We start from the raw sequence: 15,855 nt of genomic DNA, 5'->3' as shown, positions 1-15,855 counted from the left end.
AGGAGAAAAAGGAAGGCTGGAAGGCGTGACCGTGTCATGTCGATAGTAAAAGGCCTGAAGAGTACGCTTTTGGACACGAAAATTGGCAAAATCCCTGCCTAATTGAGTGCGACTGCTCCCGTCATGCGACATGCCGCCGACCTGTGACACCTGATATATTCACCGAATATATCAGGGAATCGCCTTCACCAGGGCCGCAGCGATGGCCGCCATGCCTTTGTCTCCAGGATGATTCGCCACGCCCGCGTGTTTGTAGGGCCGCTCTGAACGAGCGTAATTCGCTTCATCTTTACTCAGGCTGCCGATGTTGACGTAAATGCCATCCACGGCGGTGCAGGCCTGCTGGAGGGCTTCGTCCTTGGCGGCGTTGGCCCAGAAACAGCTGCGCACGAGGATGGTGGGCTTGCGATCGCCCTTGAGAGCACGCAGCAACGTGGTCACACTGGCTTGCAGTTTCGTCTTGTCTTCGGCCGTCTTCAGACCCGGCACGTTCTCGCCGATGGCGAGGATGATGAGGTCCGCTTTGAACTCGATGGCTTCCTTCATCTTGGCTGCAATGTCGTAGCCAGAATAAGCGCGCTCAAAGTCGGCAATGTTCTTCACCATCACCTGGGGTGCAGTGCCTGCTTTTTCCGTCAGCGCCTTGGTGACGAGGTGCACGTAATCCTTCGCCTCCGCAGTTGCCGCCATGCCCCAGTTGCCTGACCAGTCGATGTCAGCCTTGGGACCATGTTTGGTGATGCTGTTGCCGAGGAAGAGCACCTTGGTATGCGCCGAGGCGTGAACTGTGGCGCAGATGAAGATGAGAAGGAGGAGACGATGACAGGTCATATGGTTGGATGGATGGAAAATGTGGCTACTGAGCGGGCTGGTGCATCACCCAGTCCCAGCGATCACCCGCTTGCCTGAGCTGTGGTTCGAGATCTTGCTCGCTGAGGAGCCGCTGACTGATGAGTTTTTGCAGGACGTTTTTCACTTGAGACAGATATGCTTCGCGGGATGCATATCGTTCCGCCAGCGCTGGACGAGGATCATGCGCCGCTTCGCGTTGTTCACGCGTGGCTGAAAAAGGAACCCAGGTACCGCGCAGCAACACAGGCTCCAGCGGTGAGCCCATCGAAGCCGGGCGAAACACCCATCCAGTCGCCGTTCCCAGAGGCACCGCCACGTCCGGCATGCGGATGCCCGCGATGTCATTGCCGTCCGCATCCACCTGCGGCACCAGCAGCGGCAGTTCCTGGCCTTCACCGGCACCATCCGCCCATTGCGGATTGCGCACGCGACCGCCAGCTTTCAGCAGCCTCGGATCTCCCATGCCTGGAATGGTGGGAAAACGCACCTCTGCGACCGGAATGAGCGTGCCGTCAGCGAGTTTCGGATACACACTGGGCGGCGGAGCGATGCCCTCCGTCACCCAGCGATGCATCGCCAGGCGCAGGGCCGTGACCACAGCGCTGGCATTGACGGGATTGGCCAGCGGCGCGCCCTTGGCCTGAGCGGTCGGAGGGAAACCCGATGCGCCATGCTGCGTGCCCGCGAAGAAGTAGGAGCGCACATTTTCCTGAAATGAAATGTCCTTGGCCCCGTCTGGAGTCGTATGCGTCAGCGCGGCCACGCGGCCCGCACCCCAATATTCAGCAGCGGTGTTGGTGTAAAATATTTTGGGAGGATGTTTCACCCGTGAGTTTTCCAGGAGCCCTTCCGAATGACCGCTCGCGGGATCAGCCTGCGCCGTGTCGGCAAACGGATACGAGGCCGTGTAAAAGCCCGCCACCGCACGCGGGGTGGACCAGCGCTGGTTCAGCACCAGCCGCCCTGCGCCTGCCACATGGGACATCACACCATCCAACGTCAGGCGGTCCTGCTCATCGGTATTGAAACCTAGATAAACAAAATCGCGCAAAAACCGTCCGCACTGCGAGGAGCCAAAAGCATACGCATGTTTCACCGGTGCAAGCGAGCTTTCATCATGCTTCAGCCATGCCACGGCATCGCGGATGGCCGCATAGCCGAGCCCGGCCAGAGGTGGTGCTTCTGCCAGATAGAAAATTTCATACGTTTTCCCTGGCTTAAACCCACCCTCCAGATGGAGGCGGTCGCCCTGCAGGCTCCATTCTTTTCGCGGAATCTCGGCACCCCCGGGATAGGCCATGCGCGTCCGCACGATCAACCGGCTCTCAGGTCCCTCCACATTCACAGGAGGGTAATTCGTCAGATCCGTGAGTGTTTGTTCATCCGCAGGTTTGTCCGGCGTAAAGGTGGCACTCACCACGCCGCGAATCGCACTGCCATCCTTGTTTCGCGCCGATGGCACCTTGATGCTCATTTTTCCGGGCTGCGCAGGCACATCGAACTCCCAGCCGACATTCAGCACGGTGAAGCCCTGCTTCACGATCCAATCGCTCAATCCCGCTTTGCCGCCGCGATTCGGGATCTCCACCCAGGCAGCGCCATTGCTGTGCGCCGCATCTTTCGGCTTCAGGAGGCGCAGATCAGATGAAAAACTGACCTTGCCAGCCGCATTCACCGGAGCCAGCGACACATCGGCGATGATGGCATTGCCGGGCAATGCTGGATCAATTTCGAAATGCAGTCGTCCGACGATCTGCTCATAGCCGGTCGTCCCCATGTCCGAACGCTCCAACACCTCCATGCGCACCACTGCGGCATGTGTGGAGCAGGCGGCCAAAAGGAAAAGAAAAAGACGTGGGAGTAAAGTCATCGATTTGATACCACACGGATTTCTGTTTTTTGGCAGCATCATCATCTCACGATCGTGGGGGGTATTCACAAAAAGTCACGCGAGACCTACATGCTTCAGCGCCTCGATAGGGGGCCCTTCGAAGGTGCCTGAGGGCATGTTGCCCACATAGCCAATGGCCTTCATGCCTTCGGGCGTGGTGTAGTAGCCGCCCGCGGTGAGATCGCGAAAGCGTTTGAAAAAAGTTGCAGCCTTTTTGTGTGCAGGCTGCGGTTTGGCGGCGGCAAGATCGCTGCAGATCGCCGTTTGTTGTTCGAGTGCGAGATCGGGGAAGGCTTTGCCAAAACGAGTGTTTGCCTCCTGATCGATCCATTGCAGTCCTTCGAGCACGAGACGTCGATCGCCTGCCTGAGCTGGATAGGGTGAACTGATCCATTCATCAATGAAGTCCGGCACCCCGACAGCCGAGGCGCTGGGTGAAGTTTCATCCGCCGGCATGATGACATCGCACAGGGCACGCGTGGTGCGGCGCTGGGGCTCGGCCAATGTCAGCGGCCAGACATCACCGGGCTTGTAAACTTTCACCATCACGGGATCAGGTCCGTAGCCCTGGGCTTTGATGGGGCCGGGATCAGCCGCGAAAAGATTTGGATCGCGCACGGCCATGGTCGCCGTGGCGGTGAGCATCCATTGCAGCGCCTTGCGGCGGTCCATGCGTGGGAGGTCGTCGGGAGTGCTCATCAGATGTTTCCTTTCTTCATTTCGTCCATCAGGTGGTCGGCCATGCGCCACGCAAGCGCCATAATCGTGAGCGTGGGGTTCTTGTCCGCAGTGCTGGCAAAAGGGGCGCCATCAGCCATGAAAAGATTCTTCACGTCCCAGGTCTGGCTCCACTGATTGGTCACCGAGGACTCACGGTCTGCGCCCATGATTGCACCGCCGACCTCGTGAATCACCTCGCCACCGCGCCGGATCAGCTTGGCCGGATCTGAATCCGCCTTCGCCGCCACCTTGCCGCCCATGGCTTCAAGCAATTCACGGATGCGCTGCTGCTGATGGCGCACCTGATTGAGCTCGAAATCCGTCCACTTCCAATGAAACCGCAGCACGTGAATACCCCACTGATCCTTCAACTCGGGATCGAGTTCGCAGAAGGAGCCGTCGTTCGGCAGCATGGTCCCCTGCGCCCCAAAGCCAAGCTGACAGCCGTAGTACCGCCTTGCCTCTTCTTTAAGCTTTGCACCAAACAGCACGCCCTCGTGGCCCAGCTTGCTTTCGATGCCATTCAGCGTCGTCAACGAGGGCATCTGCCGGCCGCTGGTGAACTCCAGATGATAGCCGCCGGGAAAGCCCAGCTCGCCTTTGCTATTTTGCGCATGCAGCGTCCATGGCACGTAAGCATGCGGCCCACCGGCACCGTCTTCATTGTGGATCGGCATTCCCTCAAACGCCGGAATGTACGCACTGAGACTGCTCGAGACCGAATCCGTGACGTATTTGCCAACCTTGCCGCTGGAATTTGCCAGCCCCTGAGGAAACGCGTTCGACTTCGAGTTCAGCAGCAGGCGCACCGACTCCTGCGAACTCGCCGCCAGCACCACAGCACGACCCGTGGCATGACCTTCGCTGCCGTTCGTCTTGTTAATGAAGGTGACGCCAGTGGCCCTGCCCTGTTTGTCCAGCGTGACCTCACGCGCCATGGCATTCGGCAGGATATCGAGGTTCCCCGTGGCCAAGGCGGGCCGCAGATGCACCGTTTGCGAATCGTAATTTGCTCGGATAGCGCAGCCGCGATGGCAGTCCGTAGCCCAAAAGCAGGGTGAACGTGTGCGCATGGAGTCCGCCAGGATGCTCTGCGCTTTCGCATTACCAGGGTGCAACTTGGCCGGCAGCGTGTCGGCATCCTGCGGCTTCGTCAGCACCGCACGATGAATCGAGGCCACATGAGCGCCGACCTTCTTTCCATGCTTCTGCGCATAGAGCTCTCCGACCCGCAGCTTGGGCGCAGGCTGCAGCACGCCAGGCGATGAATTCGGCGAATTTTCCAAGCCTTCGTTCGTGCCGAAGACACCGATCAGCATCTCCACCTTGTCATAGTAAGGTGCAATGTCCTCATAGCTGATCGGCCAGTCGAAGCCGAGGCCAAAGCGTGTGCGCGGCTTGAAATCATACGGCCCGTTGCGCAGGCTGATGCGTCCCCAGTGATTCGTCCGCCCGCCCATCATGCGCTGCCGCCACCAGCGGAACTGGTCTGCGGGCTCCTTGCTCGCATTCGTGTAAGGTTCGCCGGGAATGTCCCAGCCGCTGTTGATCGAACAGTCGTGGAATCCGTACTGCTTGTCCGGCGTCTTCTCTCCGCGCAACGGCGCCTGGCTTGGCAATTGTAGCATCGCCACCTCAGACTGCACATCAAACGCACGCCCGGCCTCCAGAATGAGCACCTTCAGGCCCTCCATCGTCAGCGTGTAAGCCGTCTGCCCACCGCCCGCCCCCGAACCAACAATGACCACGTCATAGGAATCCTGGAGTTTGTCGGCGGTGATGATTGGCATGAGATGGAAGTGAAACTGAAAAGCGAAAACGCGGGTTTTTCAAACCTCTTCCAGCATCATTTTCGCATCGCCGAAGATCTTCGGGTGCTGGCCCATCTTGTCCATCATAGACATGAAGAGACGGCACATCTGGCGCTCAGGCTTGTCTTTGTAATCGAGTGCACGGCCACCTTTGAGGCGTCCGCCAGCGCCACCAAGGACAATCACGGGAAGCTGGTCGTTGTCGTGTTTGGCACCGGCCATCATGCTTGAGCAGTGCATGATCATCGTGTTGTCCAGCAGCGTGCGCGACCCCTCTTGAATGGCATCCAGCTTGCGTGCAAGATAGGCGAGCTGCTCCATGAAGAATTGGTTCACCTTCAGCCAGTCCTCTCCGTCACTATGCGAAAGCAGATGGTGGATCATATAGTCGATGCCATGGCCGGCCTGCTGCACACTCGGCAAATTGGGAAATCGCAGGGCGCTGTGGTCGTTGTTCAGCTTCAGGGTGGTGATGCGCGTGGTGTCCGTCTGAAAACCGAGCACGAGAAGGTCCATCATGAGCCGCATGTGCTCGCCAATGTCCTGTGGAATGCCGTCGGCAGGACGCTTGATGTTCGGTTTGTCGAGCGTTGGCCGCCAGCCTTGCAGTTCACCACGCTTACCGGCATTTTCGATACGCTTTTCCACATCACGCACGGAATCCAGATATTCGTCGAGCTTGCGCTGGTCATTGCGGCTGATATCACGCCGCAAATCCTGCGCGTCGGCCAGCACCGCATCCAGCACACTCTTGTCGGCTGGAGATGCTTCATCCTTGAACAGGCGGTCAAAGGCCAGCGCTGGATAAAGCTCCAGCGGAGTCGGTGTCGTCGGTGAACTCCAAGAAATGTGCGAGCTGTAGAGCATCGAATAGTTTTTGTGCACCGACGGATTCGATTTCTCACACGCGAGCACAAGGCTTGGCACCTTGGTGCTGCGGCCATAAGTCTGCGCCAGCACCTGATCAAAGCTCGTGCCTGAACGGATCTCACCACCCGAGGCAATCGGCGCGCCCGAAAGCATGTTCCCGGTCTGCGACGAATGAATGTTCCCCTTCCGCGCTTCTTCATGATACAGGCCGCGTACAAACAACATCTTCTCACGGAATTCATGCAACGGCTGCAGCACCTTGCCCAGTTCCATCGCCTTGCCCTCCCCCTTGGCCCACCACTCTTTCGAATGGAAGCCATTTCCGGAAAAGGTCACGCACAGGCGTACCGGTGCTTCACTGGCCGGTTTGTCTCGTTTCGGTTCATCGCCCCAGACATTGAAGGATTCCAGCCACGGCAAGGCCATGGAGACGCCGGTTCCGCGCAGGAAAGCGCGACGTGAGTAACGGTGTGTGCTCATAAAGTGATTCAGTGTTGGGCGATGGTGTCTTTCCCGCGCACTTCGCGAAACTGCGGGCTGCGAACGATGAGATCAATCAGCGTGCCGATGCGATGATCACTGCGGACCATCGAGTCGATGAGGGGTCTGTCTGAAAGCTGCACACTGCGACCCAAGGCATAGCCGAGCAGCTTGCGGCAGAACTGGCGGAGGAAATCATCGCCACGTTTATTGGTCAGGTAATCACGCAAGTCATTAAGACCATCGACGGCGGTTCCATCCGGCAGCACGGTCTTTGTGTCAGCTATGCGAGCGCGACCAATGGCATCGAAACCTTCAAGTGCGAAACCAAAGGGATCAATGCGACGATGGCAGCCGGCGCAGTTTTCATCGCGGCTGTGTCGTTCGATGAGCTGTCGTTCGCTGAGGTCTGCAGGAGTTTCTTCGGGCAAAATAGGCACGCCTTTTGGCGGAATGGGCAGTTTGTCACCGAGAATGACTTCGCTGAGCCAGGTGCCGCGCAAGATGGCGCTCGTGCGTGAGGCACCGGACTGCTTGGACAGCGTGGCGGCGAAGCCGAGGATGCCGCCCCTGCCTTGAGACTGCAGGCCGTCGATGCGCTGCCAGTCATCTCCCTTCGCGCCAAGCCCGTAGTGCTTCGCGAGGCTGGCGTTGACGAACGTATGATCGGCATTGAGCAGCGAAAGCACGCTGCGGTCGTTTTGGAGCAGGTCGATAAAGAAACGCACCACCTCCTCCTGCATGTCGCCGCGCAAGGAGACGAAGGTCGGAAAATGGCGCTCGCTCTTTTCATCCAGCGTCTCGACATCGCGCACATGCAGCCACTGGCAGCCGAACTCCGTGGCGAGACGGCGGATCTTATCGTCCTTCAGCATGCGTCGCGCTTGGGCCGCGAGCACCACGGGGTCATGCAGTTTTCCAGCAGCCGCGAGTTGGTGAAGGCCCGCATCCGGGGATGACGACCAAAGGAAATAACTCAGGCGTGTGGCGAGCTCTCCATCATTCACAGGCGCGGATTTTGTTCCGGGCATGGCTTTCTCACCGCGATACAAAAACGCGGGGGCCACAAGCACACGAGCGATCAGCATGCGCACCGCAGCAGCATGCGGCAGTTCCTGCTTGCGCAGCTTTTGATATAAGGAACGCAGCTCAATCTGCTCCGCATCACTGAGCGGGCGGCGCCATGCCCGTGTGGCGAAGTCGATTGCGGCCTGCACATGCCGGGGTTCGGCGGCAAGCTGCTGCTGCTTGAACAGTTCGGCGTCTCGGTAAATCGGCTCACGCAACGGCTCAAACGCTTTGGGATCGGCGTCCTGAGTAGCGAACTGCCAGAGCTGCTCAAAGACATCGATCTGCTTCAAAGGTGCCTCACTGATGAAACGCAGTTCGTCCCACAAGCGGTCGATGACAGAGATCTGATTCTTGTTAAGCATCAATTGCTTCAGCTGCTCATCTTCACGATAGAACAAGGTGAGCGTTACCACTTCATCCGCAGGAACGATCTTCGTGTAGCAAAGAGCGGCGGGGAACAGCGCACGAAAATCAGCGATCTGAGCAGTGAGCTGCTTCCGCATCTCGCTGTTGTCCCCCACGAGGATAGGCGCATTAAAGCTCAAAGGTTTTTCGCCATCCGACCAGGTTCCTTTTTTGCCGGGTTTGTTGATGGTCACCTGAGTGGCAACCAGCCCCGCAGGCGCAGCAGGTTTCGCTGTCAGCACGCGTACTTGCACGGCACCCTGCGAATCGGGATGCAGGCGGACATTGACGACAAATTCAGCATCTTTGCCGATGTCAGCAGGGATGACGGCTTCCTCTTCGGAAATCGAAACAGGACGGTCTTGCTGACCCGGCGTGACAATTCGTGCATTTTCCCAGACGGCGCCGGCCTTACCAAGGGCGAACGAGGTCAAATAAAGTTTCGTTTCGCCACTGGCAGGCAATTTGACCCGCAACACCTCGCTGGCGGTCAACGGCAGCACCGGCACCTGCCAGGATTTCGGTCCGTTGAGCTTGCCGATGTGCCCGATGCTGCTGAAACGCCACAGCGCCTTCTGCCATTGAGCGATGGTCTCAGTCATCTGCGCCGCTGATGCCCCTGCACGCCACTGCTGACGCACGAGGTCGAGGATGACATTGGACTCCTTTCCTCCCAGCGCCGCACGAAGTTTGCCGATGTATTTGGGATTCAGCCTCGCTGCCAATTGATCATCCCGAGTCGCCGCAAGATATTGCTCCAGAGGCAGAACGCCGCTGTCGCCGGTATCCAAATTGATCCCCTGAGCCTGCACTTTTGATCCGCTGCCGGAAGCGGTGAACTGAGCATAGAAGGCGCGAATTTTCGCCAGCGCCTCGTCCGTCCAGTCGCGCTGCGAGGTGCGCGATGAAAAGCTCAACCCTTGCGGCGTCAAAACCGCGTGACTGGCGACATCCTTGGCCGCATCGAGATACTTGCTCAGGAAAGCAGGCGACATGACGAGCGCCGCTCCTGCATTGGTAAATCCTTCGCCTGCTGCACCGTCCACGGGAAACTCCTTTGCAGGATCAAGCGACTCCACTCCGGTCAAATCTCGGAGAGTATAAGTGTACTCCATGTTCGAGAGCCGCCGCAGCACCACCGGGCCTGGATCGCCGGCACTCGCGAGCGCCACTTCCTCCAGCCGGTCCTGCACCCATTTTGTCAGCTGCTTTTTCTGTTCGGGAGCCAGCTGCGGCTCTTTCTTCGGCGGCATCTCGCCCATATGAAGCTGGTCCAGCACGCCTTCCCAGATCATCGGCTCCCGCTTGATATCTGCGACAGAAGCAAACCGCTCCAGATCAAGATCCCCCTTTTGTTTTTCGGTGGAGTGGCACGAATTGCACCGCTCTTTCAGCATGGGCAGGATCGAAGTTTGAAAGTCGTCTGCACCAAATGCAAAACCGCGAAGAACCATGCATGATGCGATGACTCGGATTGAATAGAAATACCTCATGCCAAAATCTCCTTCACAACATTGCCATACACATCCGTGAGCCGGAAATCGCGGCCAAGATGCCGCCACGTCAGTTGCTCATGATCGAGCCCGAGCTGATTCAAGATCGTGGCGTGCAGATCATGCAGATGCACCTTCCCGGAAACGGGGCGGAAGCCAAAGTCATCCGTCTCACCGAAGGTGAAACCGGGTTTGATGCCGCCACCGGCCATCCACGTGCAGAAGCTTTCCGGCTGATGTTCACGACCGTGTTTTTCGATGGGCGAAGTACCGCTGAGGTCCTGACTCCAGGGCGTGCGGCCAAACTCACCGCTCCAGATGACGAGCGTGTCTTCCAGCAGACCCCGTGATTTGAGATCTTTGATCAGCGCAGCGCAGGGCTGGTCACTGGCGGCACAGCTTTTCGGCAGCGCATTGCGAATGTCGCCATGATGATCCCAGCCTCCCATCGTGACCTGCACAAAGCGCACGCCCGCTTCGCTCATTTTGCGCGCCAGCAGGCAGGCTCGGGCGTTCTTGTCGGTCTCCTTGCCACCAATGCCGTAGAGCTGCTTCGTTGCCTCGGACTCGTTCGAAAGATCCACGAGTTCGGGTGCCGTCATCTGCATGCGAAAGGCGGTCTCCATGCTCTCAATCATGCCCTCCATGCGCGCGTCGATTCCAGCCCGGTCGAGCAGGCGTGTGTTCATGCGCTGCGTGAAGTCGATGCGTGCACGCTGAGCCTTCGCATCGCCGGAGATATCGGCGAGGTAGTCGATGGGGGACTGTTTGTCGCTGGAGGGAATGATCACCTTGGTGCCCTGGTGCGCGGCGGGCAAAAACGACGAGCCGTAGAGGCGTGTGTCGCTGTCGGGATGGATGCTGATAAAGCTAGGCAGGTTTTGATTTTCCGCACCGAGACCGTAGCTGATCCATGAGCCGATGGAGGGACGCACATCCGCCGTGACGCCGGTGTGAAACTGCAGCGCGGCGGGCTGATGCTGGTTGTTGTCTGCATGAACCGCACGCAGCAGGCAGATCTCATCCGCGATGCTTGCCGTGTGTGGCAGCAGATCGGAGATCATCATGCCGGATTGTCCACGCGGCCTGACTTCGCCATGCGTGGCAAGGGCGAGAAACTTGTCCGTGCCTACCCGAAGTTCATTGGTGTTGACCGGCGCCGTGATCTTCTGGCCATGCATGCGCCGGATGTAATCCTTTGGATCAAACAAATCCGGCTGCGACGGCCCGCCGGACATGAAAAGGAATATCACCCGCTTTGCCTTGGCCGGAAAGCGTGGAGTCTTCACTGCCAGCGGACTCTGCGCGGCCTGAACCAAGTCGTGCAAAGCGAGCGCTCCGAAGCCGGTGGCTGTGCGCTGGAGCCAGGAGCGGCGGGAGATGGTGGCGGAGTTCATAGGCGGAGCAAAAATTCGTTGGAAGACAGCAGAGCATGGCTCAGTTCGGTCCATGCTTTATCGGCGGGCATGGTTTCGAGAAACTTCACCGCATCATCACGTTCAGCGCTGGTGATCGGGCGGCTGAGAATGCGGAGCCAGAGGGCTTCAAGGCGCGCACCGGAGTTGGCCTCTGAGTCGGTGAGCTGTTTGGCCACCTCGTTGGCACGAGCGCGGACGGTGTCGCTGTTGAGCAGGAAGAGCGCTTGCGTGGGCACGGCGGTCTCGGCGCGTTTGCCGGCGATCTGTGCGGGCTGAGTAAAGTCGAACACATCGCGCAGCTTCGCGGAGCCGGGCTGGGTGGCCGTGCGGATGACCGGGAGATAGATCGTTCGCTCAAAGTCCTGCACAGGGCGCATCTTCTTGAAGGCAAAGGCGGGTGGATTCACCGCCTTCGGACTGAGACTGTTGACGTTTTCAGGGAACTCCAGCGGCAGGGCTGGACCGCCGCTTGATGGCGTGAGCTTGCCACTGATGGCGAGCATGGAGTCCCGGATCGCCTCGGCATCCAGACGCTGGCGGTTCATGCGCCACAGCAGGCGGTTGTCAGGGTCTTTGGCTTCGGCGATGGCATTGTGTGCACTGCTCATACGATAGGCACGACTGAGGACGAGTTCACGAATGAGCTGCTTTTGCGACCATCCGTTTTGCATGAAGCGAGAGGCGAGGTAATCGAGCAACTCAGGATGCGTGGGTGTCTCGCCACGTGCACCGAAGTAATCGACACTGCGCACGAGACCTTCACCAAAGAGCTTTTGCCAGATGCGGTTCACGGTGACACGTGCGGTGAGCGGATTGCGTGAATCAGCAATCCAGTCAGCAAGCTGCACTCTGCCGCTTTGCCCCTCAGGAATAGGCGGAAATTCGGCCCACGATGCGACTCTCAATGCTCCTCGCTTCACCGGATCACCCAGCGCATACGGATTGCCGCGAATGGTGACCCGCATGTCGGCGGGCTTTTCACGATCATGCACGGCGAAGGCTTTCGGCGCTACGGGGGCAAAGAACTTCGCATGCTCGATCTGGCCGTTGATCACCTTGATGCGAGCGGCAAGTTCATCACGCTTCTTTTCAAGCCCCGGCTTCGTCTCCTTCGTGGCACTGGCAAGCTGCGACTCCAGAGCCGCCTTTTCCTTGTTAGCATTGTCACGCTCAGTTTCCCACTGGCGGATTTTTTCCTCGTTCGAGGCGAGCAACAGTTCGCGCCCGGCCTTTTGCTCCGCCGTCTCTGGCAGTTCGGTTTTGTGGACACTGCTCCAGACGCCGTTGTCAGTCTTGTAAGTGGCATCAGTGCTGCGGAACATGCCGGCGATGGCGTAGTAGTCAGTCTGGGCAATGGGATCAAATTTGTGATCGTGGCACCGCACGCAGCCAAGCGTCAGGCCGAGAAACGCAGTGCCGATTTTGCTGACCTGCTGATCAACGAGATCATGCTCCATCTTGAGCTTGTCCACGGCGACGATTTCGACGTCGCCCAGCACCAGGAAGCCAGTCGCGGTGATGTTCGCAGCCTGTTCCTGAGGAGAAGATGCAGGCAGCAGGTCTCCGGCGATTTGTTCCCGAATGAAGCGGTCGAAGGGTTTGTCCGAATTGAAAGCGTCGATGACGTAATCACGGTAGCGCCAGGCATGCTCGGCAAAAACGTTGTTCGAGGTGCCGATCTGGTCCGCATAACCCGTGAGATCCAACCAGTGGCGCGCCCAGCGTTCGCCGAAGGCGCTGGATTGTAGCAGGCGATCCACGGCAGCAGCACGGGAGGCGGGAGAGCCGTCAAAGCGGGCAAGATCTTCCGGAGTTGGAGGCAGGCCTGTGAGATCCAGTGAGACCCTGCGCAGCCAGGTGTAAGCGTCCGCATCCGGCGCGGGAGAGAGGCCATTGGCCTCGAGTTTGGCCAGAACAAAACGATCCACAGGATCCAACGGCCAGCCCGTCTGCTTCACGGCGGGAGCTTGCTCATCATGCACAGGCCGGAAGGCCCAGAATTTCTTCCCTTCCCTGATGTCAATCACTCGCGCGGCTTTCGCAGCGGTCTGTTTCACGCGTGAATCGGGCGCGCCCATGGCCACCCATTGCTCAAAGATCTCAATCTCACTCGCCGACAGCTTGCCCTTTGGCGGCATCTCCATTTCGGGATCGGCGTAGCGCACCGCCGCGATAACATGACTTTTGGCCAGATCTCCCGGCACGATGGCAGGGCCGCTGTCGCCGCCGGTCTGCCAGCCAGATTTCAAGTCGAGCGCCAGCCCGCCTTTGATTTTCTTCTCATGCGAATGACATTCATAGCAGCGGCTTTGCAGCAGCGGGAACACCTTCGATTCGAAAAACGCCATGCCATCTCCCGCCTGTGCCGGGGCCAGCGTGAGCATGACGATGCCAAAACTCTGGAAGACACGGTTCATGAGGAAAGAGGCAGCCATTCACGCCAGCCGAGGATGTGCTCGCGCATCAGGCGCTCGCAAGTGGCCGGGTTCTGCGAACGAAAGCTCTCAATGATGGACTGATGCGCATCCACGGTCTCTTTGAGAGTCTCCTTGGTTTGAAGCTGATGGCTGCGGTGCAAACGCCCCAGCCACAGCTCCAGCTCGCCGCGCAGCGAGCGCCACAGCTTCAGCAAACGGGCGTTGCCAGAGGCTTCGAGAATGACCTGATGAAACTCCAGGTCCAGCAAAGTCACCTCCTGAACGGACCGGGCACGGCGGGTGGCGACCAGATTTTTTTCGAGCTTCGAAATGTTCACCTTAAGAGCCGGAGCCGCCAGACGGGAGGCCAGAGGCTCCAGCGCAAGCCGCAGCACATACAACTCCTCGAAATCTTGCGGCGTCAGCGCTTTCACAAACGCCCGCCCCGTGGGGCTGAATTCGACGAGGCCCTCCCGCTCAAGCGCAAACAGGGCCTCGCGCACTGGCACACGGCTGACTCCCAGCCGTTTGGCCACGGCAGATTCAGCCAGCAGCGCCCCCGGCGCGGAGGTGCCATTCAAAATTTCTGCCCGCAGCAGCGAGGCGGCGGAATCGGAGCGGAAGGCAGGATTTGGTGCGAGGTTCATTCGGTATACCGTTTCAATACGGCCCGAATGATTCCATCTTTCTTACGTGATGATTTTCTTTGCAGTCAGCCCGGTGCTGCCGGGCAGGCGCGTCAGCGTCACCTGGCGTTCTTCGCGATGAACTCAATGATCGGCGTCGAGTCTTCCAGCCCATGCGGATGATGGCCCACACCGGGCTTGCGAATCAGCGTGATGCTGCCGCCAAGCGCCTTGTAGCGAGTTTCGATCAGCCCGGTGTTTTCGTCCCAAGGCACCACATCGTCGGCATCGCCAAAAACATGGAGGAGGGGCACATGGTTTTTGGCCAGCGGAGCCAAATTGTCCACGGGATTGCCTTTGTAGGCGAGTGCCTCAGCCTCGTCTTTGAAGCCCCAGAGCTTGGGCACCAGCGCCCAGTTCTTCGCATCGCCTTTGCCTTTGCCCTTGCCGCCAGGCCAGCTTTTGAAATCACACACGGGCGCGTCGGCGTAAATGCAGGAGACTTTGTCGGGGTTCGCGATGGCCCAGTTGTAGCAGTATAAACCTCCGCGGCTGAGACCGACAAGGGAGGGCTTGGTGCTCAACCCATAATTATTGGTGAGTTCGGTGTAACACTGGTTCCACAACTTCACAGCGTCAGGACAGCCCAGCATGTCGTTGATTTTCATATAGACGATGTGAAAGCCTTTGCCCAGCAGCGCGATGTCCGGCGCGGGTTTGTGGCCAAAGAACTCGCCATGCCAGACCCATGGGCGGCCAGCGGCGACGGTTTTCGGCACAACAACGGTCACGGATTTGCCAGCAATGGTGAGCTCATGTTTCGCGTAGCCGTTCCATTCACCGGTTTGATTGGGAAAAACGATCTCTTTTGAAGAGGCCAACTTGCGGGCCTCGGCATCCAGTTCAGCGGCCTTCGCCTTGGCTTCCTCAATCGGCAGCCCTGGAGGATTCCCAGGACGCTTGTGTCCCACATAGCTCAACCATGCCGGACGCAGGATGGCGTGCTTCTTTTTCACCAGGGCAAGAATGGCCGCACCATTGGGATGATCGGGCGTACCATCCGGCTTCACCTTGAGACCCCAGACATCAAGCACGGCGCGGGCCATCAGCAGATGGCCTTCCGGTCCGGGATGCACACCGTCTTTGGAAAAGGTGAACTCGGGATCCGTTTTCCGCTTTTCAGCAATGGCGGCGTTCATCGGACCGTGAATGTCCAGCACCTCCCAGCCCTTCTGGCGCATGTCGAGCAGCCAGTCGGAGTAGAAGTCCAGCACTTCATTGTAGCCCTGGTAAAACTGGCCCGGCTTCACTTGGTCGCCAGGAACCACACGCTGCTTGATCGGCACCGGATCAAACACCGGCGGGGTAAGATGCACGATGCGCGCGCCGGTGGCGGCAACTTTTTCATGCAGCTTCTTCATGCCATCCTGAAAAGCCTTGGTCCGCACCGCGCCCAGAGGCAGGTAAATGCCGTCGTTCATGCCGTAGCAGGCAAAGACAAGTTCCGGCTTCGCTTTCTCCAGAGCACGGTCAAGACGCTCGTGCAGATCCGGACGCGGAAACTTGCCACCGGCATGGCCATCTTCGCTCAGGCCGCTCACCGTTTCACTGCTGAGGCCCAGTGGGATGATCTCCTTCGTCACCTCCGGATGCTGCGCGATCAAGGCCGCATCAATGAACTCGATGTAGCCCCCTCCCTGAGTGATGCTGTCGCCGAGAAAGACGATGCGCTGTTCTTTGGGAAGTTCCGCAGCCGCTGCGGTGATGGTAAGGAGGAGGGAGAGGATGAGATGACGCATGA

Annotated in this window: 10 protein-coding genes; all 10 read right to left on the bottom strand. The window is 58.8% G+C overall.

Annotation, left to right across the window (positions count from 1 at the left end; genetic code table 11):
• Positions 1-171: 171 nt before the first annotated feature.
• Positions 172-831: an SGNH/GDSL hydrolase family protein gene (locus WAW39_RS00485; protein WP_422314652.1), complete on the bottom strand. Its 660-nt coding sequence runs from the start codon at positions 829-831 to the stop codon at positions 172-174.
• 25 nt (positions 832-856) lie between these two features.
• Positions 857-2,722, bottom strand: a complete 1,866-nt coding sequence (locus WAW39_RS00480) for an alpha/beta hydrolase domain-containing protein (RefSeq protein WP_422314650.1) — start codon at positions 2,720-2,722, stop codon at positions 857-859.
• A gap of 75 nt (positions 2,723-2,797) precedes the next feature.
• A complete protein-coding gene (locus tag WAW39_RS00475; RefSeq protein ID WP_422314648.1) occupies positions 2,798-3,442 on the bottom strand; it encodes a gluconate 2-dehydrogenase subunit 3 family protein in 645 nt (214 codons plus the stop codon).
• Positions 3,442-5,253: a GMC oxidoreductase gene (locus tag WAW39_RS00470; RefSeq protein ID WP_422314646.1), complete on the bottom strand. Its 1,812-nt coding sequence runs from the start codon at positions 5,251-5,253 to the stop codon at positions 3,442-3,444. Before WAW39_RS00470 ends, WAW39_RS00475 begins: the two co-directional genes overlap by 1 nt.
• A 39-nt stretch (positions 5,254-5,292) precedes the next feature.
• Positions 5,293-6,624, bottom strand: a complete 1,332-nt coding sequence (locus WAW39_RS00465; protein ID WP_422314644.1) for a DUF1552 domain-containing protein — start codon at positions 6,622-6,624, stop codon at positions 5,293-5,295.
• Positions 6,625-6,632: 8 nt separating this feature from the next.
• Complete coding sequence (locus WAW39_RS00460; RefSeq protein WP_422314642.1) at positions 6,633-9,497, bottom strand: DUF1592 domain-containing protein; 2,865 nt, start codon at positions 9,495-9,497, stop codon at positions 6,633-6,635.
• A 92-nt stretch (positions 9,498-9,589) separates the two neighbouring features.
• Positions 9,590-10,990: a DUF1501 domain-containing protein gene (locus WAW39_RS00455; RefSeq protein WP_422314640.1), complete on the bottom strand. Its 1,401-nt coding sequence runs from the start codon at positions 10,988-10,990 to the stop codon at positions 9,590-9,592.
• Positions 10,987-13,428 (bottom strand): PSD1 and planctomycete cytochrome C domain-containing protein, encoded by a 2,442-nt coding sequence (locus WAW39_RS00450; RefSeq protein ID WP_422314638.1) that lies wholly within the window; start codon positions 13,426-13,428, stop codon positions 10,987-10,989. Before WAW39_RS00450 ends, WAW39_RS00455 begins: the two co-directional genes overlap by 4 nt.
• The gene (locus tag WAW39_RS00445) at positions 13,425-14,075 is read right to left on the bottom strand and encodes a GntR family transcriptional regulator (RefSeq protein WP_422314636.1); all 651 of its coding nucleotides are present in this window, start codon (positions 14,073-14,075) and stop codon (positions 13,425-13,427) included. Before WAW39_RS00445 ends, WAW39_RS00450 begins: the two co-directional genes overlap by 4 nt.
• 98 nt (positions 14,076-14,173) lie before the next feature.
• Complete coding sequence (locus WAW39_RS00440; RefSeq protein ID WP_422314634.1) at positions 14,174-15,853, bottom strand: GDSL-type esterase/lipase family protein; 1,680 nt, start codon at positions 15,851-15,853, stop codon at positions 14,174-14,176.
• Positions 15,854-15,855 lie beyond the last annotated feature (2 nt).

The organism is Prosthecobacter sp. (assembly GCF_049294395.1).
Lineage (GTDB): Bacteria > Verrucomicrobiota > Verrucomicrobiia > Verrucomicrobiales > Verrucomicrobiaceae > Prosthecobacter.
This window is presented reverse-complemented; position numbering and strand designations above follow the sequence as displayed.